This window comes from Celerinatantimonas sediminis, assembly GCF_046054195.1.
Lineage (GTDB): Bacteria > Pseudomonadota > Gammaproteobacteria > Enterobacterales > Celerinatantimonadaceae > Celerinatantimonas.
In genome coordinates, this window is record NZ_JBEQCS010000003.1 from 264295 (window position 1) to 289773 (window position 25479).

General features: G+C 40.1%; 23 protein-coding genes, 1 tRNA gene and 1 pseudogene. 11 read left to right on the forward strand and 14 right to left on the reverse strand.

Annotated elements, in window-relative coordinates; all coding sequences use genetic code 11:
* The first annotated feature begins 5 nt into the window (after positions 1-5).
* The 4 genes and pseudogenes from ABTQ23_RS06120 (at position 6) to ABTQ23_RS06135 (ending at position 3711) form a co-directional block, all read left to right on the forward strand.
* A tRNA-Pro gene (locus ABTQ23_RS06120) sits at positions 6-82 on the forward strand.
* A 133-nt stretch (positions 83-215) separates the two neighbouring features.
* A complete protein-coding gene (locus ABTQ23_RS06125) occupies positions 216-641 on the forward strand; it encodes a GNAT family N-acetyltransferase (protein WP_408614780.1) in 426 nt (141 codons plus the stop codon).
* A gap of 252 nt (positions 642-893) precedes the next feature.
* Positions 894-2615 (forward strand): annotated as a pseudogene (locus ABTQ23_RS06130) (methyl-accepting chemotaxis protein); the annotation flags it as partial.
* Between the two features lie 301 nt (positions 2616-2916).
* Entirely contained in the window at positions 2917-3711 is a 795-nt protein-coding gene (locus tag ABTQ23_RS06135) for a phosphotransferase (protein WP_408614781.1), read from the forward strand.
* A 108-nt stretch (positions 3712-3819) separates the two neighbouring features.
* On the opposite strand, the gene htpG is transcribed toward ABTQ23_RS06135, so the two are convergent.
* A complete protein-coding gene (gene htpG, locus ABTQ23_RS06140; RefSeq protein WP_408614782.1) occupies positions 3820-5745 on the reverse strand; it encodes a molecular chaperone HtpG in 1926 nt (641 codons plus the stop codon).
* Positions 5746-6047: 302 nt separating this feature from the next.
* Positions 6048-6497, reverse strand: coding sequence for a pyridoxamine 5'-phosphate oxidase family protein (locus ABTQ23_RS06145; RefSeq protein WP_408614783.1), 450 nt, complete (start codon positions 6495-6497; stop codon positions 6048-6050).
* 294 nt (positions 6498-6791) lie between these two features.
* On the opposite strand from ABTQ23_RS06145, the gene ABTQ23_RS06150 reads away from it, so the two are divergent.
* Positions 6792-8156, forward strand: a complete 1365-nt coding sequence (locus tag ABTQ23_RS06150; protein ID WP_408614784.1) for a Na+/H+ antiporter NhaC family protein — start codon at positions 6792-6794, stop codon at positions 8154-8156.
* 93 nt (positions 8157-8249) lie between these two features.
* Here the strand turns inward: ABTQ23_RS06150 and ABTQ23_RS06155 are convergent, their stop codons facing one another.
* A complete protein-coding gene (locus tag ABTQ23_RS06155) occupies positions 8250-9272 on the reverse strand; it encodes a sugar kinase (protein ID WP_408614785.1) in 1023 nt (340 codons plus the stop codon).
* 525 nt (positions 9273-9797) lie between these two features.
* On the opposite strand from ABTQ23_RS06155, the gene ABTQ23_RS06160 reads away from it, so the two are divergent.
* Positions 9798-10736, forward strand: a complete 939-nt coding sequence (locus tag ABTQ23_RS06160; protein ID WP_408614786.1) for a 2-hydroxyacid dehydrogenase — start codon at positions 9798-9800, stop codon at positions 10734-10736.
* A 5-nt stretch (positions 10737-10741) separates the two neighbouring features.
* Here ABTQ23_RS06160 and ABTQ23_RS06165 read toward each other — a convergent pair whose 3' ends face one another.
* Together ABTQ23_RS06165 and ABTQ23_RS06170 are read right to left on the reverse strand one after the other, a co-directional pair.
* Complete coding sequence (locus tag ABTQ23_RS06165; RefSeq protein WP_408614787.1) at positions 10742-11218, reverse strand: hypothetical protein; 477 nt, start codon at positions 11216-11218, stop codon at positions 10742-10744.
* 215 nt (positions 11219-11433) lie between these two features.
* Complete coding sequence (locus ABTQ23_RS06170) at positions 11434-11961, reverse strand: tyrosine-protein phosphatase (protein ID WP_408614788.1); 528 nt, start codon at positions 11959-11961, stop codon at positions 11434-11436.
* A gap of 229 nt (positions 11962-12190) precedes the next feature.
* Between ABTQ23_RS06170 and ABTQ23_RS06175 the strand changes: the two genes are divergently transcribed.
* Entirely contained in the window at positions 12191-13600 is a 1410-nt protein-coding gene (locus ABTQ23_RS06175) for a M24 family metallopeptidase (RefSeq protein ID WP_408614830.1), read from the forward strand.
* An 85-nt stretch (positions 13601-13685) separates the two neighbouring features.
* Positions 13686-14657, forward strand: a complete 972-nt coding sequence (glk, locus tag ABTQ23_RS06180; protein ID WP_408614789.1) for a glucokinase — start codon at positions 13686-13688, stop codon at positions 14655-14657.
* Positions 14658-14871: 214 nt separating this feature from the next.
* Here glk and ABTQ23_RS06185 read toward each other — a convergent pair whose 3' ends face one another.
* Both ABTQ23_RS06185 and ABTQ23_RS06190 read right to left on the reverse strand, forming a co-directional pair.
* A complete protein-coding gene (locus ABTQ23_RS06185) occupies positions 14872-15243 on the reverse strand; it encodes an MmcQ/YjbR family DNA-binding protein (protein ID WP_408614790.1) in 372 nt (123 codons plus the stop codon).
* 8 nt (positions 15244-15251) lie between these two features.
* The gene (locus ABTQ23_RS06190) at positions 15252-15893 is read right to left on the reverse strand and encodes an epoxyqueuosine reductase QueH (RefSeq protein WP_408614791.1); all 642 of its coding nucleotides are present in this window, start codon (positions 15891-15893) and stop codon (positions 15252-15254) included.
* A gap of 545 nt (positions 15894-16438) precedes the next feature.
* Between ABTQ23_RS06190 and ABTQ23_RS06195 the strand changes: the two genes are divergently transcribed.
* From ABTQ23_RS06195 to ABTQ23_RS06205, 3 genes are read left to right on the forward strand one after another with little or no spacing between them, the layout of a single operon-like run.
* A complete protein-coding gene (locus ABTQ23_RS06195; RefSeq protein WP_408614792.1) occupies positions 16439-17176 on the forward strand; it encodes a methionine ABC transporter ATP-binding protein in 738 nt (245 codons plus the stop codon).
* A complete protein-coding gene (locus tag ABTQ23_RS06200) occupies positions 17176-17865 on the forward strand; it encodes a methionine ABC transporter permease (protein ID WP_408614793.1) in 690 nt (229 codons plus the stop codon). Before ABTQ23_RS06195 ends, ABTQ23_RS06200 begins: the two co-directional genes overlap by 1 nt.
* A gap of 12 nt (positions 17866-17877) precedes the next feature.
* Positions 17878-18681, forward strand: coding sequence for a MetQ/NlpA family ABC transporter substrate-binding protein (locus tag ABTQ23_RS06205; protein ID WP_408614794.1), 804 nt, complete (start codon positions 17878-17880; stop codon positions 18679-18681).
* Positions 18682-18802: 121 nt separating this feature from the next.
* On the opposite strand, the gene ABTQ23_RS06210 is transcribed toward ABTQ23_RS06205, so the two are convergent.
* From ABTQ23_RS06210 to ABTQ23_RS06240, 7 genes are all read right to left on the reverse strand, one after another.
* Positions 18803-19102 (reverse strand): hypothetical protein, encoded by a 300-nt coding sequence (locus tag ABTQ23_RS06210; RefSeq protein ID WP_408614796.1) that lies wholly within the window; start codon positions 19100-19102, stop codon positions 18803-18805.
* Between the two features lie 98 nt (positions 19103-19200).
* Complete coding sequence (locus tag ABTQ23_RS06215) at positions 19201-19584, reverse strand: hypothetical protein (RefSeq protein WP_408614797.1); 384 nt, start codon at positions 19582-19584, stop codon at positions 19201-19203.
* Between the two features lie 189 nt (positions 19585-19773).
* Positions 19774-20364, reverse strand: a complete 591-nt coding sequence (locus ABTQ23_RS06220) for a hypothetical protein (protein WP_408614798.1) — start codon at positions 20362-20364, stop codon at positions 19774-19776.
* 591 nt (positions 20365-20955) lie between these two features.
* The gene (cfa, locus tag ABTQ23_RS06225) at positions 20956-22125 is read right to left on the reverse strand and encodes a cyclopropane fatty acyl phospholipid synthase (RefSeq protein ID WP_408614799.1); all 1170 of its coding nucleotides are present in this window, start codon (positions 22123-22125) and stop codon (positions 20956-20958) included.
* 1001 nt (positions 22126-23126) lie between these two features.
* Positions 23127-23399, reverse strand: coding sequence for a hypothetical protein (locus tag ABTQ23_RS06230; protein ID WP_408614800.1), 273 nt, complete (start codon positions 23397-23399; stop codon positions 23127-23129).
* 65 nt (positions 23400-23464) lie between these two features.
* Positions 23465-24109 (reverse strand): hypothetical protein, encoded by a 645-nt coding sequence (locus ABTQ23_RS06235; RefSeq protein WP_408614801.1) that lies wholly within the window; start codon positions 24107-24109, stop codon positions 23465-23467.
* Between the two features lie 392 nt (positions 24110-24501).
* Positions 24502-25398 (reverse strand): LysR family transcriptional regulator, encoded by an 897-nt coding sequence (locus tag ABTQ23_RS06240; RefSeq protein ID WP_408614802.1) that lies wholly within the window; start codon positions 25396-25398, stop codon positions 24502-24504.
* Positions 25399-25479: the final 81 nt, after the last annotated feature.

The following is a 25479-nucleotide window of genomic DNA, read 5'->3' on the forward strand; positions in this document are numbered from 1 at the left end:
GTGCTCGGAACGTAGCGCAGCCTGGTAGCGCACCGTCATGGGGTGTCGGGGGTCGGAGGTTCAAATCCTCTCGTTCCGACCATTAAAAAGCCAACCTTAGGGTTGGTTTTTTAATATGTATCTATTCTTATTTTTTATCATTTTCTCCACACCTTGAGCTTTATTTGCCAAACTAAACCAGTAATGCTGTTCATCAGAAGGAATTGATATCGACTATGGATTTTGTAATTACAAAACTTACGACTAAATCAATTGATCAACTGGCCATTCTCAATAAGCAACTCATCGAAGATGAAGGAAATGCAAAAAATTTGTCTCATCATTATCTTTGTCAGCGGATGAAAGGCTGGCTAAAGAACAACCATTACTTTGGTTTTGGTATCGAAATTGATGGACAGGTAAAAGCCTACTTACTCGCCTGCTATGAAGATGATTTCGTCTATTTGCGTCAATTAGTCACAGACCGCGACTACCGCCGTCATGGCATGGCGAGTGCGTTAATTAAGCATCTTGAGAAATTTCTAGGGCCATCACAACAATTACGTCTCGATGTCTTAATGAGCAATAAAAATGCGATGTATTTTTATGCAAAATTAGGTTTTCAGCCTTTTTATATGGCAATGCTCAAACATACTGGTTAAACAAGCTTAGCCACCAAGAAAAACACCTCAATGAGGCGCGTTAACTAGATACGTCAAATATTAGTCTATACTTATTTGCACATAACTAATTTGGCGATCAACCTCATGTTTTTTAAAAGCAAATCAGCGAAAACCGAGAAAGTTGAAGCAAACGCTCAAGTCACGAAAACGATGACCGTTCATAGCTCATCATTATCCAGTGAGCAGCTTCAAACTTTAAACTTTGCAAAAGGTACATCTCTAGTTATTGCTTATATTTCGCCCAATCCTAATTTTGCCAGTACAGTTGATAAACTTCAGAGCCTGTTAAGTTTTGCCAAAACTGTATTATGCGTTATGACTGCCGGTGAATTAGGCGGCCGACAAACACCGTTTTATCACGCCACGGGGAATAATGACGACGGCATCGTTTTACATAGTTATAGTCAGGAAATTTTACCCAAAGTTAGCGCCCACAGTATCAAACTTCTGGAACCATCGGCCCCGCAAGTAACTGCCAAACGCGTAGAGTTCATTCAAAAACAACTTGCAGATGTTAAACCACCTTTTTCAATTGATAGCCATAACACCGTGGCCTTAACCTATTTTGATGGTTTAACTTCCAGTGAAAACTTTTTTACCCAAGCCCTTTATCAGATAAACACCCTTCCCTGTTATTTCATCGGCGGCAGTGCCGGTGGTAAATTAGATTTCACACAGGCATCCGTTGCCTTAAATGGCAAAGTATTAGCACAATCAGCAGTGCTTGTTTTTTGTAAAGTCGCGCCTGAATATCGCTATGGGATCTTAAAAACCCATAATTTTGAGCCATCTGGATTTTCATTAGATGTCGCTGAATTTGACCCTTTTAGTCGTACTTTGAAAGCCGTTCTATCGAAACAAAAAACACTCATCTCACCCGTAGAAGCGCTGTGTAGTTACTTTCATTGCAACAAAGAGAAATTAAACGATGCCTTGAATGGATTTTCCTTCGGTGTGTATATTGGTTCATCTATCTATATTCGCTCTATCGCGGCGATTAATGATGATGGCTCAATCACTTATTTTAGTGACTTAGAGTTTGGCGAGCAGTTATTGCTTGTCAAAGCGCATAACTTTGTTGAAACGACCCAAAGAGACTACGATGCATTTCTTCGCGATAAGCCAGCTAAACCAGTTGCAATGATTGCCAATGACTGCATATTACGCCGCCTCAATAATGATAATAATCTAAAAAATCTCCACTGCTTTGATGATATCTGCGCTTCGGGTTATTCATCTTTTGGCGAAATGCTTGGCGTCCACCAAAACCAGACGCTTACGGCTCTGGCATTTTTTAAAGTTGGCTCGCAAGAATCGTTTTATGATAACTATGCCAATAACTACGCTTTTTACTATGCCACTTTTAAAAACTACCACACGCAAACAGCTCTAATCAGTATGCAGCGAATCTATCAATTGCAAACGCAAGTGATTCAAACCATGCAAGAGTATCAGCCACAGCTGCGTTCATCGACCGAACACTTGCGACAAATCGCGACGTTAACCGCAGATTCAGCAACGCGTCAGCATAGTCTTAAACAAAGCTTTGACAGTTTTATGACTCAGATTAACCAACAGGAGGCACAGCGCGAATCTCTCGCTCAGAGTATGATTCAACTGAAAGAAAACTCTAATCAGATTATCGATATCATCCATTCAATTAGCGGAATTGCCGAACAAACCAATTTGTTGGCGCTGAACGCTGCTATTGAAGCCGCCCGAGCAGGTGAAGCGGGTCGCGGATTTGCCGTTGTCGCCGATGAAGTACGAGCGCTATCACAGCGGACCCAATCAAGCTTAGATGAAACGGCTCAAACGATTGATCGCGTTTCAAATTCGGTGAAAGATATCGATTCGCTGGTCAGTCAAATTAATCAGGTATTAGAGCAGATTACTCAGGATTCAGGAACACTCGGTAATGAGCTTACAGAGCTTGCGAATGAAAGCGATAACATGTCACAAAGTGCAGAGGTGGGACTTCAAGAAGCTGATGTAGTCGAAGAACAAATGGGAGAAGTCGAACGAGATGCGGCATTGATCAACCATTTATCAACACAATTACGGCATATTCCAACTAAATTGAGATAATCGTTTACATAGACTCGAACTTAATTTTCGCGTAAAATATTTAACAATCTGTAACTTTTTTCCGTTATTTTTAATCACTCATAATGGCTATATTCTTAAGTTACACTTATTTTTGTTACAGATATACCTCTGTAACTATTTATATTTCCTATATTTATAATATTTTATGCACCCAGAGAATAATTTACATCTTCAAGATATCATTGATAACCCGTTGATCGAACAAATGCGGGCTGAAAATAAAAAGATAGGCCATTTAGATCTGGATTATCAGCGTGTCTGGGTAAAACGTTGTGAACAAACCAAATCAAATTTATTTCATTGCTCAGTTTACGCCCTAACCCACATGAAAATACTCATGCCGGTTGCCAATAAGAGCGCGGAACAGAGCCTAGAATTTGAAGCATCAAAATTAAAATTGTTAGCAGAACTTGGGGTGAATGTCCCGAAAGTGATTGGTCACGATGAACAATTTTTATATCTTGCTGATACAGGCCGAGATCTTAGAAGTTACTTTAAAAAGACGCCTCTTGATAAAGAACAACGAACAGAAGTCATTTTAAAGGCACTTGAGCAATTAGCTAAAATTCATAATGCTGGAAATTATCACGCTGGCGCGCAGATAAAAAATTATACAATTGATGAATCCGGAATGGTCTCAGCGATTGATTTTGAAGATAGTTTTGATGATCAATGGCCGTTGATTGATATTCAATTTCGAGATCTGTTTTTATTTTTGTTCTCGTTAAGCTCATTAGGAGATCAAGGTATTTATGCAAAAGTACTTGAACGCTATTTAGAGCTCACAGGGAATATAGAAATACAACAACGCCTAACGCACACTGCTAAGCGACTAACACCGCTATTAAAATTGGTCGGTTTCTTTGCTAAGCACAACCACCTCAGCCATGACATTATGGGTGTTTATACGCTGTTATATTTTCTCTCAGGTCTTGGCTAATTAGCTAGATTGTCGATAAATATAGCTCTTGAACAAAATTCTGTAGATACAAAAAATCCGATATCCTAAGATATCGGATTTTTACGTTATACACGTTTACAATCAGCGCTAAGCGGCCGTGCCTGCACCAAGTAAGCGGTTAACACGCTGAACAAAATCAGCTGGATTCTCTAAGCTTCCTTTTTCTGCTAATTCAGCTTGCTGTAATAACAGTTGAGTCCACTCAGCAAATTGCTGTTCATCTTGTTGATCAGCAAGTTGTTTAACCAAGCTATGATCAGGGTTTAGCTCAAAGATATATTTCTGTTCAGGAACGCTTTGACCTGCGGCCTGCATCAGTTTGATCATCTGAGTACTCATATCGTTTTCACCAACCACAATACACGATGGTGTATCGGTTAAACGATAAGTCAAACGAACATCTTTTACTTTATCACCCAGGACTTCTTTTACTCGGTCAATAAAGGATGCGTATTCGCTTTCATCCTGTTCTTTACGTTTTTTCAGCTCTTCGTCATCTTCCAACTTACCTAGGTCTAAATCACCTTTAGTAACGGAAACAAACTCTTTGCCGTCAAACTCAGTTAAATGGTTCATCAACCATTCATCGATGCGCTCATGCATCAACAACACTTCGATGCCTTTCTTACGGAAGATCTCAAGGTGCGGACTGTGGGCTGCGGCTTCATAACTGTCGGCAGTAATATAGTAAATTTTATCCTGCCCTTCTTTCATGCGACTCACGTAATCTTCTAAAGAAACCGTTGGTTCTGAGCTATCAGTATGAGTCGAGGCAAAACGCAACAGCTTAGCGATACGTTCACGATTAGCAAAATCTTCCGCTGGGCCTTCTTTTAATACATTCCCGAATTCTTTATAGAATTTCTGGTAATCATCGCCTTCACGTTTAGCCAATTTTTCCAACATGCTCAACGCACGTTTTGTACATGCTTGACGCAAGTTAGCGGTGATTTTTGTGTCTTGCAAAATTTCACGCGAAACGTTCAGCGGCAAATCGTTTGAATCAAGAACACCTTTTACAAAACGCAGGTAATTTGGCATAAACTGTTCAGCATCATCCATAATGAACACACGCTGTACATAAAGTTTCAAGCCATGTTGATGATCACGGTTCCACATATCCCAAGGTGCTTTGGAAGGAATATAAAGCAAGCTAGTATACTGCTGTTTACCTTCAACCTTGTTATGGCTCCAAATTAATGGATCAGCGAAGTCATGTGAGATATGTTTATAAAACTCTTTATATTCATCATCAGTGACTTCTGATTTTGAACGAGTCCATAAGGCCTGAGCCCGGTTAATCGCTTCCCACTGCCCTTCAGTTGCAGGAATTTTCTCGCCATCTTCACCGTCTTTTTCCGGTTCACCTTCTTTATACATTTCAACCGGAATGCTGATGTGATCAGAATATTTCGTCACTAGAGAACGAAGTTTCCAATCATTGAGGAACTCTTGTTCATCATCACGAAGATGTAAAATAATTCGAGTACCGCGATCGGCTTTTTCAATATCGGTGATCTCAAACTCACCTTTACCTTCAGAAACCCAGCGAACGCCTTGTGATTTATCACCACCAGCAACTCGTGTTTCAACCGTTACTTTATCAGCGACAATAAATGCTGAGTAAAAGCCGACCCCAAACTGACCAATCAATTGAGAATCAGCAGCTTGATCGCCCGTTAAGTTTCCAAAAAACTCTTTGGTTCCAGATTTTGCGATGGTTCCGAGATTATCGATCACCTCTTCGCGAGTCATACCAATCCCATTATCATCAATGGTGATGGTATGAGCATCTTTATCGAAACTGATTCGAACTCGAAGATTCGCATCGTTTTCATACAATGCATTATTTTCTAATGCCTTGAAGCGAAGCTTATCAGCAGCATCCGCAGCATTAGAGACTAATTCCCGAAGAAAAATCTCTTTATTGGAATACAATGAATGAATCATTAAATGCAGCAGCTGTTCAGTGTGCGCATTAAACTTATGATTTTCGGTGTGTTGTTCTGCCATTATTTGCAAATCTCCACGCTATTTTGGCTTCTATCCAATTTGATGGGATATATTTGAGGTCACTAACGTTGGTTTTCAATGGCTAAGCCAGAATTTTTATAAAAGAGCGTGATAATCACAACAAATAAACTTGCTAATGGTCACAATTTAGCCAAATTTAGCCTATCTAGTCCACTCTTAAACTATACTGAAAGTGTAAGAAAGCTCCTTGCATAGAAACTCAAAACGTTACCTTTTTAAAGGTAACCGGGCCCGGAATGAGAACCCGGGCCCTTCTTTTTATCTTAAAATAATTTTTAAATTTAGAGGGCTCTTTGCCAAATCGTTTTATGCCCAAATCCCAAGCGATTATTGGTCATTTTGAGCATTTGTGCTTCTAATAACCAAATTGGTGCAGGTTTAGCTCTGGCAATCGGAAAGACCTTATAATAAAGCTTTCGTGCTCGCTTCTGTGCCTCATCCGCTAACAACACCGCGTTTGCCGTAAATTGTATTCCTTGCAAATGGGCAATGGTTTGCTCTTGTGTTGCCACGGTGCCACAAATTTGAGGTGAATCTTGCATAATCTGGCCATGGCGGGTTTTAAGAGAACTTAGAATCACAAAACCTTTATCAACATGGGACCAGACATAAAAACAATTAGCGGCCCACACGCCTTGTTCATCAACGCCGGCAACACTTAACACATGATGAGATGTGAGATAATCAATAAGAGGTTGAGCAATCGGTTCATCTGACAAATTACGACTCATAGGCATCTAGCTTCTTAATCAATGATAATAAAGAGGGACTCTCATTAGTTTTCCACTTAAATCGAGTCTTTGTTATCAGGACAAGTTTCACACCAATAACAAATCATCCTACTTTCTGAAATTACTTATAATTATATCATAGAGTTACCATAATCCCTCAAAGCTCTCCTTTTCCCCGAAGTCTATAGCTCATAAAATACCGCACCAATTAAAAGCCCAATTATTGTGCAATTGAACCAAAATAGATATAGATTTCTAGACGTCTAGATTGACAAACGTCTAAATAGAGATAGAATGTCGAAAAATTTTAGTGTGGTTAATATAAAAATGAGTCAAGAAAAGGACCTCAATCCAAAGCCAAGTGCGATTGCATTGCTTCCTATCGCAATATTTCTAATCTTATTTATAGGTGTCGGTGCTTATTTTCAGCACCTAGGTACAAAATACGCCTTTTATCAGCTGCCATCGCCAGTGGCAATTCTGCCAGCCTTAGCTCTAGCATTATTGCTAAGCAAACAGCGATTAAATAAAGCCATCGATCAGATGATTAGTGGCATGGGACACAACAATATCATTACGATGTGTCTTATCTATTTATTAGCGGGTGGATTCAGTGTCGTTGCCAAAGCAACCGGTGGTGTTGATGCGGTAGTTGGCATTGGTTTAAGCGTTATTCCAAGTTGGTTTTTAGTCCCTGGCTTATTTTTGGTTTCCGCTTTTATTGCAACCGCGATGGGAACTTCCATGGGCACCATCAGTGCAGTTGGCCCCATTGCAGTTGGGATCTCCCAAACCGCAGGGATCCCAGCGCCATTAATGGCTGGAGCCGTGATCAGTGGTGCTATGTTTGGCGATAACTTATCGATTATCTCTGATACAACGATTGCTGCGACTCGTACACAAAATTGTGAAATGAAAGATAAGTTTCGTGAAAACTTCTGGATTGCTTTACCTGCGGCAATCATCACTTTTGCAATTTTTTGGTATCTCAGTGGCAGTGCTCAAGCACCGACTCATGACTACAGTATTTGGCCAGCAATTCCTTATCTATTCATTCTATTTTTAGCCATTATCGGCGTGAATGTGTTTGTTGTTTTGGCACTCGGTATTTTAATCGCGGGATTATTTGGCATTATCGGGATGGATTACGCATGGCTCACCTTTGCAAAAGATATTTACAAAGGATTCACCAGCATGCAGGAAATCTTCATTTTATCGCTAATGATCGGCGGGCTCAGCGAGCTAATGCGTCGCCAAGGTGGCCTACATTACCTGCAAAAACTCGTGACCAAATTAGTCTCTATATTTGGAACGAGCAAAGGGACTGCACAACTGGGGATCGCCATTTTAGTGATGCTGACCAATATCTGTACAGCCAATAACACCATTGCTATTTTGATTGCTGGCAGTGTTGCGAAAGAAGTAGCTGATGAGCATGAAATTTCAGGCCGGCGCAGCGCATCTATTCTAGATATCTTTGCCTGTGTCGTTCAAGGGTTGATCCCGTATGGTGCTCAGGCTTTACTATTAGGCAGTTTATTTGGATTATCGCCATTAACCGTCTCATTAATGGCTATCTATCCAATGACATTAGGCGTTGTTTCACTCATTGCCCTGTTCCTTCGTCATCGCCAAAAACCAACCAGTCAGCAGGCATAATCAGCTGACCCGCATCAATCTAAAATAAAAAAATCCGATATCAATTTCTGATATCGGATTTTTTATGGTCAATATTAATTTTTAAACTAAAACTTATCGGCTTAGGCGAGCATTACTACCTTTGAGCATTGCCGCACGGATTTCCGGTTCAGTCACTAAGTTTAAGTCACCACTGATAGAGAGTTTCAATACACTAGCAGCGATAGCAAACTCAATTGTTTCTTGTGGGTCAAGTTTATTAACCAAACCATGAACGAGACCGGCCCCAAATGCATCACCAGCTGCAACACCTTCCATCACATTAATATTATGTACAGGCGTTTCATAGAAAGTATCGTTTTGATATAAAATTGCCATCCAGTCGCTTTGTTCAACTGAATTAATGTTACGCAGAACACTGGCAACAATTTTACAGTTTGGATATTGCTGAGTAATTGCTTTCATCCCTTCACAGAAATCTGCTTTCTGTTCAATCCCGTGCGATAAATCACCATCAAATGCTTTGATCCCGAGCACAGCTTCGAAATCTTCATCATTAGCGACGCAAACATCAACAAATGGCATCACCTGAGCCATAACTTCTTGCGCTTTTTCTGGCTTCCACATTTTGCCACGATAGTTCAAGTCACAGACAACGGTAATTTTATGCTCTTTACAGTAGCTCAACGCCTCTTTGAGCGCTGTTTCTAAATCGCTAGAAATCGCAGGAGTGATGCCAGAAAAATAGAAAACGCCCACATCAGCTAAAATTTCAGACCAGTTAAACTCAGAGCTTTCAGCAGTTGCGACTGAACTTCCAGCACGGTCATAAACGACGCTAGTTGAACGAGCCCCGTTGCCTTTTTCAAAAAAATACATGCCAAGGCGAGGACCGCCGCGTAAGATTTTGCTGGTATCAACGCCATATTTACGTAACGTTCCAATCGCTGCTTCTCCAAGAGGATTTTCAGGGAGTTTCGTTAAATAGGCAGCGTCATGGTGTAACTGCGCCAAAGAAACAGCAACATTGGCTTCTGCGCCACCATATGCAGCTTCAAAGCCACTGGTTTGGATAATACGTTCAAACCCAAGCGGTTTTAAACGCAACATCATTTCACCAAACGTTAATACTTTCATTGAATTATCCTTTTGCTTGTGAGATTGAGCCAGCAACAATCACTCATATAGATGAACAATTGTCACAACTCTCTACCCTGTCAACACTTTGCACCGGAACTTTATCTACAGAAGTTCCAGTGAACACAAAAATGGTCAATCTTCTAACGAATTGAATACAAAAGACTTTCGAAGAGAAGACAAAAAATGAAATCGGAGCACGTCTTTTGATCAAAGAAGCTGTAAACGCAGCCAAAACCAAATTGCTCAACAATCTACCGACGTTATTTTACCTGCTATTCAAGCAAATATATTGTTATGAAACAACTTTTCATATTAACTTTTATGCAAAGTAGAAAATTGAAATAAAAAGTTATCCACAGCTATAGGTAATTGACTCCACCGATTCACTCAGATACAGCGATAGGCTTTAAGGCGTAAAAGACAAAAGCTGGAATCATAAGATTGAATGAGTTAATTTCATTAAGCCGATTGGCTTATGCGGCACTTATTTATCACGGATACAGCGACGATTAAGGTATATCAATGGCAGCGCAGTTAACTGTTTTATATGTTGCAGAATCAACCCGAGGTCTTGCGTGGCAAAAACAAATACAACAAGATTCACCGAACATCCGGTTTTATGTCTGGCCCGAAGATACCGTTGATTTAGCTTCTGTCGATATACTCGTTATGTGGCGTATTCCGCAAGCTCTGCTAAGCCAGCTGACCAATTTAAAAGCCATCTTTACTGTTTCGGCTGGGATTGATCAACTGGATATAAAAACAATTCCAGAGCACATCGATATCATTCGAATGATTGATGATGATTTATCCGATCAATTGGCTGAATATTCAGTGATGTCAGTCTTAATGCTATACCGTCAAGCATTTGAGTATCTTGACCAACAAACGAAACATCAATGGCAAAAATTTAAATTGCCACCAGCTAATACCATCAATATTGGCCTTATGGGCCTTGGTCATCAGGGGCAAAAAATCATTCAAGCTCTTCGACCATTTGGATTTAATCTTCTGGGGTGGTCGCGCTCACAACACAAAATACACGGAGTTAGCTGCTACGATGCTCATCATCTCGAACAGTTTCTATCACAATTAAATATATTAATCTGTGTATTACCACTGACTAAGCAAACCGATGGTATTTTAAATCGACAATTATTGAATCAATTGCCTAAAGGCAGTTCAATTATTAATATCGGTCGAGGTAAACACTTAATCATTGACGATCTCATAGAATGTTTAGATTCCGGGCACATTCACCGAGCGATTATTGATGTGATGGCAAACGAGCCACTTGAAGTAGACAGTTGTTTGTGGGATCACCCGAAAATTTTTGTTACTCCCCATATTGCTGGAGACACAAGAGCTGAGTCAGGCTATCGAACTTTGTTAACGAGTATCACAACTTGGGTTGATGGTGGAGAGCCAAAAGGATTAGTGCCGCGAACCCGGGGTTATTAATGAATCTATCCCTGACTATTATAAAGATAGTTAAATCGGCCGCTGCGTCCCCAAATAGTAGACCAATGATTCACATCGCTACCATAACCGAAATAAATCATCCCATCAGTGCTGCATATGTCCTGAAAAGCTGATTTTTCTTGATTAATAAAAGCTGCAGCACTGGTTAATAGATCTGAATAAGCTTCACCACCTGTGAGCAACCAGATAAAATCGTCGCGCCACTCTTGCTTAGCAATGGCATCAATAGGTGAATAAATCATGTTCAATTGTTGAAACTGACCAATTTGTTCCGAGGTAACATTACAAGCAATGGCATATTTATCGTCAACTCCAACACCACCGCTATAGGATGATAGGTCAAAATCGAGACTCTCAGTTAATGGCTGAAAACCTAAAATCTTTTCTAAACGCTCCAAACTCAACTTCGAATCTAAATTTGAGCTCTGATAACGATATTCGATTCCGTCATAGTTATGCATGGTAGATAAAGTCTCTGTATTTATGATCCAGATATAAGCGGCTGTCCCCAACTAAAGCGGATATCTAAAATAGCTAACGCTTATCGAGTTGACTCATTGCTTTTATAAATCATGCGCTAACTTACAGCCTCTGGCAATAAACTTAATACTTCCCTAGCGAGAATTCTCATCACTGGGCATAACTTTGATTCTATTCTCAAGTTGAAGATCTGTTACTAAGTTAATAACAGTTGTTGAAGTAGCATCAGGTGTTTGGCGTCAAAAAGATATGAATCGAACTGGCTAAATCCGTGCAGAGCCGTTTCTATGCCCGCTGGATTTAAAGTCCCTTCGCTTTGCAGGTATTCTTCAATGATAAGCGCTTCATCGATACCAATAGCTTGCAAAATAAAGGCAATCACGACACCCGTTCTATCCTTCCCGGCACTGCAATGAATAAGCAGCGGCAGCCTATTTGTTTCACAAATACTCGAAATAACCTGATTAAGCCAATATCGAACCTTATGGTGAGTGCTTTGATAGTTTTCAACACTGTCAACGGCTGGAATATGCAACTGGGTAACAGTCGAAAACTCTTTATCAATCCCGGTACGCAAATTAATCATTGTTTTTATTTGAGGTAATTCAGATTCATCAAAAAGCGCATTCACTGTTCCGCCACGATACAAAACGCCCTCTTTTAGGATCTCTTCACCATAAAGAATATTAATGGTTTCACCAACATCGCGTAAATTTGGAATCATACGACAGCCATTACTAATCAAACATCAACTTACTCAATAGGCTTTAGTCTACAAAAACCAGGGATCAGCAGCAATATATCGATAGATCTGAATCGAGCATCTCAATAGCACTAGAAGTTCGATATTAGCTCAGGTAGCCTGTCATAAAACTGTTAACCAATGTGACTTAACAGCAAATAATAAAAACTGAGCGAAATTCGATAAGAATAAACCGGACCTATCAATGCAAATGCAGATTCAAGCCAACACATTCGAACTAACCAACATTCCTGAACCTCATATTTATGAGCAGTTACCTTGCCCGCAGCTTTCGCAAGAAACCATTGATGAACGTTTGCGCAAAATTCTAACATTAATGCATTCGCATCATCTTGATAAATTAGTTATCTATGCCGACAAGGAACACGGGAGTAACTTTGAGTATTTAAGCGGCTTTATCCCTCGCTTTGAAGAGGCATTACTCGTTATAAGCGATGATGGTACAGCGACTTACATCATGGGTAATGAAAACCTAAAATTAGTTCCTCATGCTCGACTTAAAGGCCAATGTTTGCATGCACCCGTTTTCTCTCTTCCCAATCAACCGATGGCACACGATGCACCACTAACTGATGTATTCAAAGCCGCAGGAATTGAGTCACATCATAACGTTGGTATGGTTGGTTGGAAGCTCTTCAGCACAGAAACCGTCGCGCAAGATGGCCAATTTGATGTTCCCTACTTCATCGTTTTTGCACTTAAATCACTCATTGCCTCAAGCCAACTTCACAATGCAACAGCTTTGTTTATCGCTCCAGGGATTGGTTCGAGAACCACTAATAATGCCAATGAAATTGCCCATTATGAATATGGGGCAAACCTTGCTTCAACCCAAGTTTTAAAGGCGATGAATGCAATTGAACTAGGCAAAACAGAGAAGATGGTAGCCAGTGTTCTCTCCGCTGACGGACAACCGAACAGCGTTGTTCAAATTGCCGCCACTGGGGAGCGATTTAATGATGCACAGCTCTATCCGCGTGATAAAGCGATTCAACTCGGCGATAAATTTTCGCTCACAACAGGTTACAAAGGCGGATTAACTAGCCGTGCAGCCTATGTTGTTCACAACGCTAGCGAGCTTGCCCCAAATATTCAAGATTACTGTGAAGTTGTTGTTAAGCCTTACTACAATGCAGTCATCCACTGGCTCGAAAACCTTCAGTTGGGCATCACAGGAAAAGAGCTTTATCTGCTAATTGATGCAGTTTTACCGCGCCAAAAATATCACTGGCACCTTAATCCTGGCCATTTTGTTGCTGATGAAGAGTGGCTTAGCTCTGCTATTAGTGCCGACTCAGAGGTAAAGCTTACCAGCGGCATGCTATTGCAGATTGATATCATTCCATCAGTTGCAGGTTATGCGGGGGCAAGCATTGAAGACACCGTGGCGCTAGCTGATGAGCAATTACGCCAAGCGCTTAGACAAGCCTATCCCGAGCTTTGGGCTCGAATATCAGCGCGGCGAGATTATCTATGCGACATTCTGCACATTCATTTACCCGAGTGTGTATTGCCTCTTTCAAATACCGTTGGATATCTGCGTCCCTATCTTTTGAATAAACAAATGGCACTAACTTTAAGCAATCGACCAGTGCAATAACGAAAACCATCCAATGAGTCCCAAAATCACTGGGGATGGTTGGTTTTACATTGAATATTAATTATCTAGATTGGAGTCATTCACAATGATTCAATATGCCTTAGTTGCAGATATTGGCGGAACCAATGCCCGCTTTGCACTTTGCGATAAACAAAATGGCGCAATTTCTCACATTGATGTTTTAGCTGGCGCTGACTTTGCGAGCTTTGCTGATGCTACACGACACTATCTTGGCAGCGTATCCTGCAAGATTAAACAAGCCTGCATCGCCATTGCCGCGCCAATTAAAGATGGCTACATCAATATGCCCAATACGCCTTGGCAATTTCATGTCGATGAGCTTAAACAAGAGCTCGCTTTGGATGCTCTGTTTGTTATTAACGACTTTGAAGCGATCTCATATGCTTTGCCAATGCTTGAGCCTTCAGATTTAGTTAAATTAGGTGGCGATAAACCACTAAAAGGTTCTCCAAATGTGATTTACGGACCAGGCACAGGGCTTGGAGTGGCTTACACAACCACCGTCAATGACCAATACATTGTCTTACCCAGCGAAACAGGTCATGCGAAAACAGGCCCTCTGCATAAAGACGAATTACCGGTCTTCACCCAGTTGTTCAAAATGATTGAAGATGTTGAAGGACAAACCCTAATTTCAGGCCAAGGAATCGTCAATATTTACCGCGCACTGATACTTAGCCGCAATCGCACACCTGTTTATGACCATCCAGCCAAAATTACTGAACTTGCACTTGCTGGCAGTTGCCAAGATTGCATTGATACTCTGGATTTTTTCTGCTGCTATCTGGGAAGATTTGGTGGGGATTTAGCGCTATCGCTTAATACTTGGGGCGGCGTTTACATAGCTGGCGGCATTGCTCCGAAAATTATCGAGTTCCTGAAACAATCACGGTTTCGCCAGGGCTTTGAAGATAAAGGTAAACAGAGCGACTTACTACGCCCTGTCCCTGTTTATGTCATTATGCATCATAACCCTGGTTTGCTAGGCGCAGGTTTTTATCTAAGAGAAATAGCAGTCCAATGCTGTGGCAATTAAGCTTTTGTGATTAGTTTTGATCTGAGGCGGATTAAGCAAGGCAAACGTTTTGCTACGTAGTCGTTATTGCCTGCAAAAACGTTTAGTGCTGGATAAATCCGCCTTAGTACCACCGACCATTTTACACCGCCGTTTATCGCTTAAATCATATAGCAGATTAAGCGTGATTGAGCATGGCATCAAAATAGTTGAACCATCGCTCTGTCTAATAGTTTCAACTTAACGATGGGCTTATCCCAAGTTCGTTCTGCTTACGCTTGCTCAAACTTGATGCCACAATTTTATAAGATTGAGATAAATAATATCTTAAATCATCGTCTAAAGGACCTGATGTTTCAATTTGTGCTATCCACTTTAGACCGCGACTTGCAAAATAAGGCGCTGGAATATATCCATCATATTCACGCAAAAATTCAAAATTAAGATCGCTGGTTTTAAATGTAAATGCAGGTTGGGCGTTTCTACTTTGCCAACCAATCGCAAAAACTTTACCAGCAACTTTCCAAACATCTGAGTTTCCCCACTGCACAACGTGGGTTGTCGCGGGGAATGTGCTGCAAAATAGATTGAATTGTTCACAGTCCATAAAACTCTCTACTCGTAGTATTGAACGCCAATTTGAATCGGTTCACGACCATTTTGCTGACGCCAGTCGTTAGTGTCACGCAGCGAATACGCACAACCGCAGTATTCTTGCTGGTAAAAACGCTCTCGCTTCGCAATTTCGACCATGCGATTTGCCCCACCTTTTTTACGCCAATTAAATGTCCAATAATGCAAGTTTGGATACGTTTTGGCAGCGCGCAACCCACAGTTGTTAATTTGCTCCATATTTTTCCAGCGAGAGATCCCCAAACAACTGGTGAATGTGTCAAAGCCATGCTCATGAGCATATAGCGCAGTGCGCTCAAAACGCATATCAAAGCATTCGGTGCAGCGAGCTCCGCGCTCTGGTTCCCACTCCAATCCTTTTACACGCTCAAACCAATCTCTCACATCATAGTCAGCATCAACAAATGGCACTCCTAGCTTTTCGGCAAACCGGATGTTCTCTTCTTTGCGGATCAAATATTCTTTTTTAGGATGAATATTAGGGTTGTAAAAAAAGATGGTAAATTTTATCCCGGCGTTGGCCATTCGTTCCATCACATCCCCTGAACATGGTGCACAGCAAGAATGTAACAATACGTGATTAGATGCGGTTGGTGTTTCAAGAACAATGGTATCTTTCGCCATTTCAGCCCCTTAAGCAAATCACCCCGTAGCCGCAATTTGCTCGATAAAAGAAATAGTTACGTATCCTAGATGTTAACAACTTGTTTTTCAAACATAGTTACCTCACTACAGGAACATCCTAAACCTTGTATCTTGACAGCATAAATAACTGGTTTTTAATTTATTTATAAACGTAAATTTTGGAACATTACGATAAATGACAGTTTTAATTTTTTAACAGCCTAATATATTTACCAAAACTTATTCTTTGAATAAATTTATTTGCTGATAAATAACTTTATTTAGCCAACCCAATATTGGCGATCTCGCGGATATTTGAAGTTTCGACATGGTAGTTCAACATTACTATTTTGGCTTCATGTTGATTTTATTCGGTATTATACAGATATTATATTGTTCTAATAATTTACAAATGATTCTATTCTTTTAAAGAAATATCTTACTCTTATAGCCTATTTAATGAAGTTTATTCCTTTTTGGCATTGACACTCTAGAGCCCAACCGCTTAAATGTGTGTCCCCGCAAACACAGAAAACCAAAGAATTATGATAACGCTTGAAAGTGTTAGCAAGCACTACAAACAAAATAAGCAAGTTTTAAGTGCAGTTAACAATGTCTCACTCTCCATCAATCAAGGTGAAATTTTTGGCCTGATGGGTTATTCCGGTGCCGGAAAATCAACCCTTTTAAGGCTCATTAATCTTTTAGAGCATCCCGATGAAGGTAAAGTATTTGTTGCCGATCAGGAGCTAACTCAATTGCCGATTGGTCAACTTCGTCAAGCTCGTCAAAAAATTGGTATGGTGTTTCAGCATTTTAATTTAATGGCTAATCGAACTGTCGCTGACAACATTGGATTTGCACTTAAGGTTGCTGGTACCCCAGCGGCTAAAATTGCGCAACGCGTAAAAGAATGTTTAGACATTGTCGGCCTATCGGATAGAGCCGATCACTATCCAGCGCAGCTTTCTGGTGGACAAAAACAACGCGTTGGGATAGCTCGGGCTTTAGCGCCCAACCCTAAAGTAATTTTGGCCGATGAGCCAACCTCAGCTCTTGATCCGCTCACCACAAGAAGTGTCTTAGACTGCCTGCAGAACATTAACCAGGAATTTGGTGTGACCGTTGTTATCGTCACTCATGAAATAGCCGTTTTAGAAAAACTTTGCCATCGTACGGCCCTGCTTAATCACGGCAAATTGGTTGAAACATTGCCAGTAGTTAATGGCAAGTTGCAACCAAGCTCAGAACTAGGAAAAAGCTTGATCCAGGAGGCTCTATAATGGCGATTGATGCAGTAATCACTTCATGGCTATCAGATATTTGGTCCATGCATGATGATATTCTTAAAGCAACCTGGCAGACCTGCGTGATGGTGGGGATCTCAACAGCCCTGGCAACTATTATTGGGACCATCATTGGCATGGCACTGTATGCATTAGGAAATCGCAGTTTGTACTATCACCCCAAATTGTATTTCCAATTGGATGCATTAGTCAGCCTGATGCGAGCATTCCCATTTGTTATTTTAATGATTGCTCTAAGTCCTTTAGCCTCAATTATTGCAGGTACCGGAATTGGGCCTGTCGCCGCCTCGGTGACCTTAACCATTGCTGGGATTTTCTTCTTTGCTCGTTTGGTTGAACAAAATTTAAAAGAGATCCCAACTGGGATGATTGAAGCTGCAACCGCGATGGGGGCGCACCCACTGCGTATTTTAGTAAGCGTGTTGCTCGTTGAAGCCCGGGCCAGTATGGTTTTAAGTATCACCGTACTGACCATCAGTATTTTGTCTTATAGCGCAGCTGCTGGCATGATCGGCGGTGGCGGTTTAGGCGACTTAGCCATTCGTTACGGTTATTACCGTTACGATACAGGCATGATTGTATTTATCGTGGGATTACTGATTTTAATGGTAATTGCACTACAAGCTATCGGCAATAAAATTGCTGCACATCTGGATAAACGTTAATAGGAAGTTGATATGATTCGCACCACTTTAGCTGCGGCATTGATTGCCGCGGTTTCATGTAATGTTGCACTGGCTAAAGACGCCCATAAAGACACAATTGTATTTGGTGCCACTGTTGGCGATCATGCTGATATGTTTAAGGCCGCGGTAAAGCCGACTCTTGAAAAAGAAGGTTACAAAGTTAAAGTTATTGAATTTACAGATTATATTCGCCCTAACCTAGCGTTAGCTCAGCATGATCTGGACGTTAATGAATTCCAACACAAACCGTACCTTGATCAATTTAAACAAGCTCACAATTTAAAACTGACCAATGTGCAACAGTCTCCGACCGCACCAATGGGACTGTATGCTGGTAGAAAATCATCACTAAAAGATATTGCTGATGGTGACTCTATCTCTTTGCCAAACGATCCATCTAATGAAGCTCGCGCTTTATTGCTCGCCCAAGATTTGGGTTTGATTAAAATGGATAAAAAGGTCAACCCACTGACGGTATCGCCAAAAAATATTGCAGAAAATCCGCATCACATTAAATTTGTCGAGCTAGAAGCCGCTCAGCTGCCTCGCTCTCGTCAGGATGTTGATTTTGCATTGGTGCCAGGAAACTATGCAACATCTTCAGGTATGGCTCTGACCAGTGCTATTAATTTAGAGCACAACCGCCGCTATATTAACTGGGTTGTTGTGCGTACTAGCGATGTCAACAAGCCTTGGGTAAAAGATGTCGAAGCCGCTTACAATGCACCAATTTTCAAAAAATGGGTTCATCAGCATTTTAAAGGCTATCTGCTGCCTGATTCATGGTCTAAATAACCATTGCTATTATGCCCTGCGCTCTGTGGGGCATAATTTTAACTATCTCCAGCATCTTCTTAAATAAATACTCTATTCACTGTTTTAGATAAGCCAGCTTAATTTATAACCTGAGCATTAATCATTCAAACTCTTTATAGAGAATAACAACGTAGTGTGGAACACACATAATCCCATTATCCAACTTTTTTAAATTAGCTATCACAATTTTTGGCAACTGAGTCAACAGTATATCTACATCAAATGGCTTATTAGTATAAATAACGCCACTGGGCGATTTATAATTTTCTTCACCGACAGCCAATATCGAAACATCCTGCTTAGCTAAGAGCACTAACAGCGCTTCAATATCACTGCAAATCCATGTCTGCCACTGCTCTTTGGAAAGCCATCGATAAATAGAGCTGGAATACATGGCCATAAGAAAACAAACTCCAAATAAATAAAATCACATTATCAAAGCGATTATGCTTTGATAACGCATCTAACTGCGGCTCTAGATACGATTCGACAATATACTTATTCTTGCAATATAGATTTAAGGCGGTTAATTAACCGACGAATCTTGCCATCTATCATCGCTTTAGCAAATAAACCTTGATGATATTTCTGATGAACTAACATATCACGAAAAACATACCCTATTTGAGCAAGTGAGAGAGTTTCAATTTTGCCATCATCAAAAACCGACGACATATCAACTGGTTGAATATTAGCGTTAAACCTAAAGGCAGTGTCAAGTAAATCGATTAAATCCACTAAAGCCGGGATATAACCATCCCACATAACAGCATCACCACTTTCATATAATTCCATACTATTGTGAGCACTAGCACTAAATGATAGCTCATAAGTGGTTACAATTTTTTTTAAAATATCACATTCGAACTTATCGTCAGACAAAAGTATCATCCTTAAATTTATTTTTTTCAAACAGTGAATGGCGCAATTAAGAACATAGATTTAACTATATTGAGCCATAACCAATAGCACAGATTCACTCATGCTCAGATGTAATATTAATCATAATAATATTTTAAATAATCTAAAGTAATCCAAGCTAAATTAAAATATAGGGATATGCTTTATAAACTACGCTCCTGTAGCCCATGAAAAATATACATAATCATATTCTGTTTGGTACATCAGCTCCACTGCGTTCCACTCAAGCTCAAACCCTACCCCTGAGATAATTTCGTCAATTCCAAAATCAGCTAACGAGCTCGAATCATCAGCTCTGTGAGCATTTACAAAAACGCCCCATTGCTCTTGATTGGCTTGGATTTTTTCCGCCATTTTAGAATCAGTTAATAGTGCTTGAAACCCTTTAATGATCCCATCAATCTGAATATGAATATCTTTACTGGATATTTCTTTATATGAATATGCCTTAACCTCGGGCAATAGCCAAAGATTATAAATTTGCTCTGCGTTATCCAGCGTAGTTTCTGTTAATGGCCACTGCTCATAAAAATGCAGCTGATAGTTCAATAGCAACACAAACGCTTGAAATGAGTCTGTCACTCGTTTTTTTGGCAAAACAAAAAGATTTGCATTACACATCCCTTCATCACACGTTCTGTACTCAATACATCTTGGAACAATCTCGGCGCAAAGAGCAATATAACGCTTGACTAAATCAGGGTTAGATTGAAATTCAGTCAATAGGTTTTTTAATTCCAACTATCTGATTCCTTTATCATAAATAGCTTTTCAATTGGCTAATAAGCGGAAAAGATCAATTAGATTGCTACTGATTTAGCTTCCTTGTTTCATACTCTATACGAAATTTTATGACTGCAGCAAACAGCTCTGGGAGCTCAGCGCTCACAGCATCCCCCCACTGACTCTTTAACTCAGTAGGTTTCAAATTATAAGTTAATGGCACTTGTGACTGAAGTTGACTCACCATGGCATTTAGGCCAACAAGTTCCCAACTTAATCGTTCATGGATGCTAGATTTAACATGATATGTGCAGATGGTTTTCTCAATCCATCTGATTAAGTCTATTCCTTGCTCAATTAGACTATCCATCACGTACCTTTGCTCCGAAATTAGCATCAGTATCGGACCATATCATGAAGTTTTAGCACATCGCTATCGGCAGTTACCCCTAAAAAAAGTGCGACAAAAACATACAATTTAAGAATCATGTTCGCTATGTTCCAACGATGACATCACATCAACTTTAGATTCTGGGTCTTTTGTTTAAGAAGAGCCTGTCAGATATAAAAAAGGCTACTCGATGAGTAGCCTTCTATAAGATATTTTTACTAACTTTGGCGCACATAATCAGGTTTACTGAGACCGTATGGCGATAGTACAAATTGCCAAACGTTAATATCACGGCAACGAAAAGCACCAGCGCAACACAATAAATAATAACGCCACATACGACGGAAACGTTCACCATATGTATCAGCTATTTCAGACCAGTGCTCTTCAAAGTTAACGCACCAAGCGCACAAAGTCTTGTCATAATCCTCGCCGATATTATGAACATCTTCCATGTTAAATTTGCCTTCCATACCTTGAGATAACTGAACCATAGACGGGCAAACACCATTAGGGAAAATATATTTGTCAATCCATGGGTCAGTTTTATCAGTTGAAACTTTTGTTCCAATAGTATGTAGTAAAAACAAACCATCTGATTTTAGAAAACGCTGCGCACAATCAAAATATTCCGCATAGTTGCTTGGGCCAACATGCTCAATCATGCCAACGGAAACAACTCGATCATATTTTTCTTTTGGATGAAACTCACGATAATCTTCGAGGATGAATTTTACAGGTAATCCACTTTCAGCGGCTCTTTGAGCACCAAGGTCTGTTTGTTCTGATGCCAGAGTCAATCCGTCGCAAATAACCCCGTATTTTTCAGCAGCGTACAACATAAAGCTGCCCCAGCCGCACCCAATATCCAAAACTCGCATACCAGGTTGCAAGCCCATTTTGCGACAGATGAGATCTAATTTAGCTTCTTGCGCCTCATCCAAGTTCGAGGCTTTTTTCCAATATGCACAGGTATATGTCAGTCGTTTATCAAGCATTCGAACGAACAGGTCATTACCGGTATTATAGTGACTAGAAACATCTTCTTTCGCACGAGAAATACTTTGAGGGTTCACGAAGTGTTTTAGTTTAGCGCTGGCCACTTTAAGGCCCAGTTTCACTTTGGCTTTTGCGTCAAGCTCTGCTTCTAAATCATGGGAAAGAATTCGGTAGATCATTTCATCGATCTGTTCGCAATCCCATAGCCCATCCATATACGCTTCACCGAAACCTAGAGAACCTTCAGCAAGCACTCGTTGATACAGTGAATTGTCATGGACTTGGATATCCCAAGGCCGAGGGCCATTGATTTGAATATCCGCTTTACTTAGCAGTGATGTAAAAAATTCCTCTATCGAACTTTGCTTTGTTGGTGTTGACACGACCATCCTATTTACTCCTAGTCTATATTTTTTATATGCACACTAACTGCGATACAAAACCCCTCTTTGGAGATATTTTTAGCTGGTTTACCGAGTTGAATAAGCTGATGTATTTTTCGAAAAAACACGAACATTTTCGTTATTGAGCTAGCTCGAACGAGCGAATTTCAGTATCTCAGAATGCTGAATTAGCAACGAATTTATCATCACGATATAACCTCATATGATATGAGTTACTGAGAAATTCACGCAAAATAGCCAGAAGAAAAAATATGCTACAACATGTACTTTCGCTTCTGAGTTACAAAAAAACGTAATGTGTGCAAACAGAAAATACAAAAGCTAATTTAGCCACTATATAGGGCTCCACAAGGGAGTCGATAAGCGCTATTTGAACGTCAATGAATATACTTGACAAAATGAACTTCTTTGCTGATTAATTAAATAATTTAACTCATTAGTAACAATTCATTGAAGTTATTGTACCTGTTATTTACATTTATTCCTAGAGTTACTGCAGCTTTAAGTAGAACACAAGAGAAGCGACAGTCCAGCAGATGCTAGGTAAAATTGTAAATGTTTGTTAACTCATCTCTCGCTATTTTTGAGATGAACAACTCTTAGATAAACCTTAATTTCCAATATTAGCCTTGATTCCGCTCCTAAATGGCATCTTTTAAACGGCTCTAAGCCACAAAAGAACAATCACCTAGAAGTAACCACCTAAGGATAAATCGTCTAAAAAACCTAAGAGCAATGATATCAAGTTCAACTTATCCAGCCATTGAACCTAAACCTAATCATCGCTTTTGGCAAAAATACCTAAAAACCCAATGATGATAGCGCGCTTGGACGCAATTTAGAAGTGGTTGGTACATACATTTAATGTTTACGCTTTACTTTCACTGTGTCCAACTTGCGATAAACCGTGAAATGCTCAAAAATCAATCAAGGAATACTCGATGCCACAGCAACCTGCATTGCTTAGTGAGTTAAGCAAGGTGTCCCTAGCACTTCTCATCCAGAGCTTGACTCATAAGATCATAAGCATGTTCTAAACTGCCTTTGGCTTTGCAGTTATAATAGCTATTGGATTCAAGCATCATTCGTAAAATAGAGTACAGCTTAGCTCGATGTGATGGAACCACGCTGCCCTTGCTTTTCATCTGACAAAGCAATTTTTCAGTATCTTTAACCGACTGCTCTAACCCTTCAGACACCAATACATCAACAGCTTCACAAAGCAGTCCAACTATTTCTCCCCATTGCGATTGCTTCATAACCAATTTCCCCACTTCGAATTTTTAATACGCAAACAGCAGCAAGTAAGCTAATTACGGAGCATTTACTGGTTAACACTCTCATTGCAATAATCGGGACGAAAAGTGACGGCATAGCCAACTAACAACGCACCGATAACAGCATCTGATTTTGCCAAATCATTCACCAACCAAACGTGGTCTTTTACACTAAAAGAACCATCGAAAACACCAAGGTGAAGCTCGGCAAACCCTCGTCGATTCAAAGAAATCGAGATCACTTTAGGCTGAGCATTTAAGGCATAGTCAAGATGATAATGTTGCCCATTCAGTGTGAGGTTATATGGATCATTAAAAGTAGCTAAGAGCCCTTGAGCTTCAATATGTGCAGCAAATTTATGAGGTTCAACGATGGTCAAATCGCCATGATGGCCATCGCAGCGCTGCTCGTAATGAAGTCGAGCACTATCACCGGCGTTATCGGTGAGATCTATGGTCACACTTTGATGTCGCGATTTAAGTAAAACGTCATCTAGTAAATTAAATGGTGCTTTAGTGTCAACGCTCACCTGATAGGGACCAAAACGAAGGTGGCGTCCTGGCATCCAGCCTTGTCTGCCAGATAAGAGATAGTGATTACTGCGAGCCTGCCATGAAGGTGGAGGATCAGCAGGTATTGCCGTACATCCAACCAGAGCCAACAGGCTCAGCGAGATAATTGCTGTTCTCATTTTATTTCTCTCTAAGTTAGACGATTACGACCAATGATAATCGCTAAGCATATGCATAGCGATTATCATTGGCTTCAAAGCCCATTTCGAAAACAAAATCACACTTATATTTTTTAGCCAACCCACTAAATTCTATAGAGTTAAAGAAAAAAGTACGGTTGTATTCATGAAACCATTGGTCATCATCTTTTTTTAATTTATCAGATGTTAACCACAACAATCCTTAAAATTCGATACTTGCTTCCCCTTGCAAGACGACAGATTTAAAACCAGCTGAGCTGCAAAATTTATTTGAATTTATATCAAAAATTACTGATGCACTCGAATATAGTAAGACCTTTCTCATCAGGTTCTAGCAGCTGTATATTGCTCCAATTAACTGATACTGCGTATTATTCGCTCTGTTTAAGAGCACTTTTAATAAGCGCAATGACTTGATCATATCTGCGAGGCAACGGTAAATGACGTTTAGTCACTAGATAGACGGGCTCTTTTACATGTGATGGTACATCTAAGATTTGGAGTTTATTGCTCTGAGCAAAGAGATCAACACAGCACTTTGGAACAACAGTAAACCCGATCCCCTTTGCTATCGGCTCTAAGATTTGATGTACTTGATTGATATAACTTTGTGCTGGAATCTCATCCAAGTCTAACTTACTCAATTGTGCATCTGCTGATTGCATAACATATGTCTGAAAATAGTGCTCTAAATCAGGATGGCAAATCACACCAAGTTCAGTTAACAAAATATCCAAAGGTTTATCTAAACTAACCGTAATAGGTAATACAAACACCAACGATTCTTTGCCGATAATCCGACTATCAAAATACTTAGGGTTAGGCTCTTTAGTGGCAAAACCAATATCCAACATTCCAATTGAAATTTGCTCAAATATTCGCTGATTGGGTGAAGCTTCAATCTCTATCGATAGATCAGGAAAACGAGCTTGCAGTGAAAGGAGCTTCGGATAAATCAACCATGCTAATGTACCAGAGCACCCAATAGAACATTTTCCAATATATGGTTCATCATGCCCAAGCTCTTTTAGCAACGCCAATTCATCCTTCATCAATTTACATGCATATTGATAGACTTTTTGTCCATAGGAAGTCAGTTCGAATGATTTATTGAAACGTTTAACTAGCGGATAACCACACGCATCTTCCAGCTTATGTATGTGCTGACTCACGCCAGGTTGAGTCATGTTTAATGCCTCAGCAGTGCGAGTAAAGTGCCCAACTTCTACGAGTGTTTTAAATGTTGTTAGCCAAACTGGATTAAGCATTTTAATAACAAAAAATTATCATATTTAGAATATTTAATAATTTTCTATTTATAAATGCAACTCTTAAAATGAGACCATTAT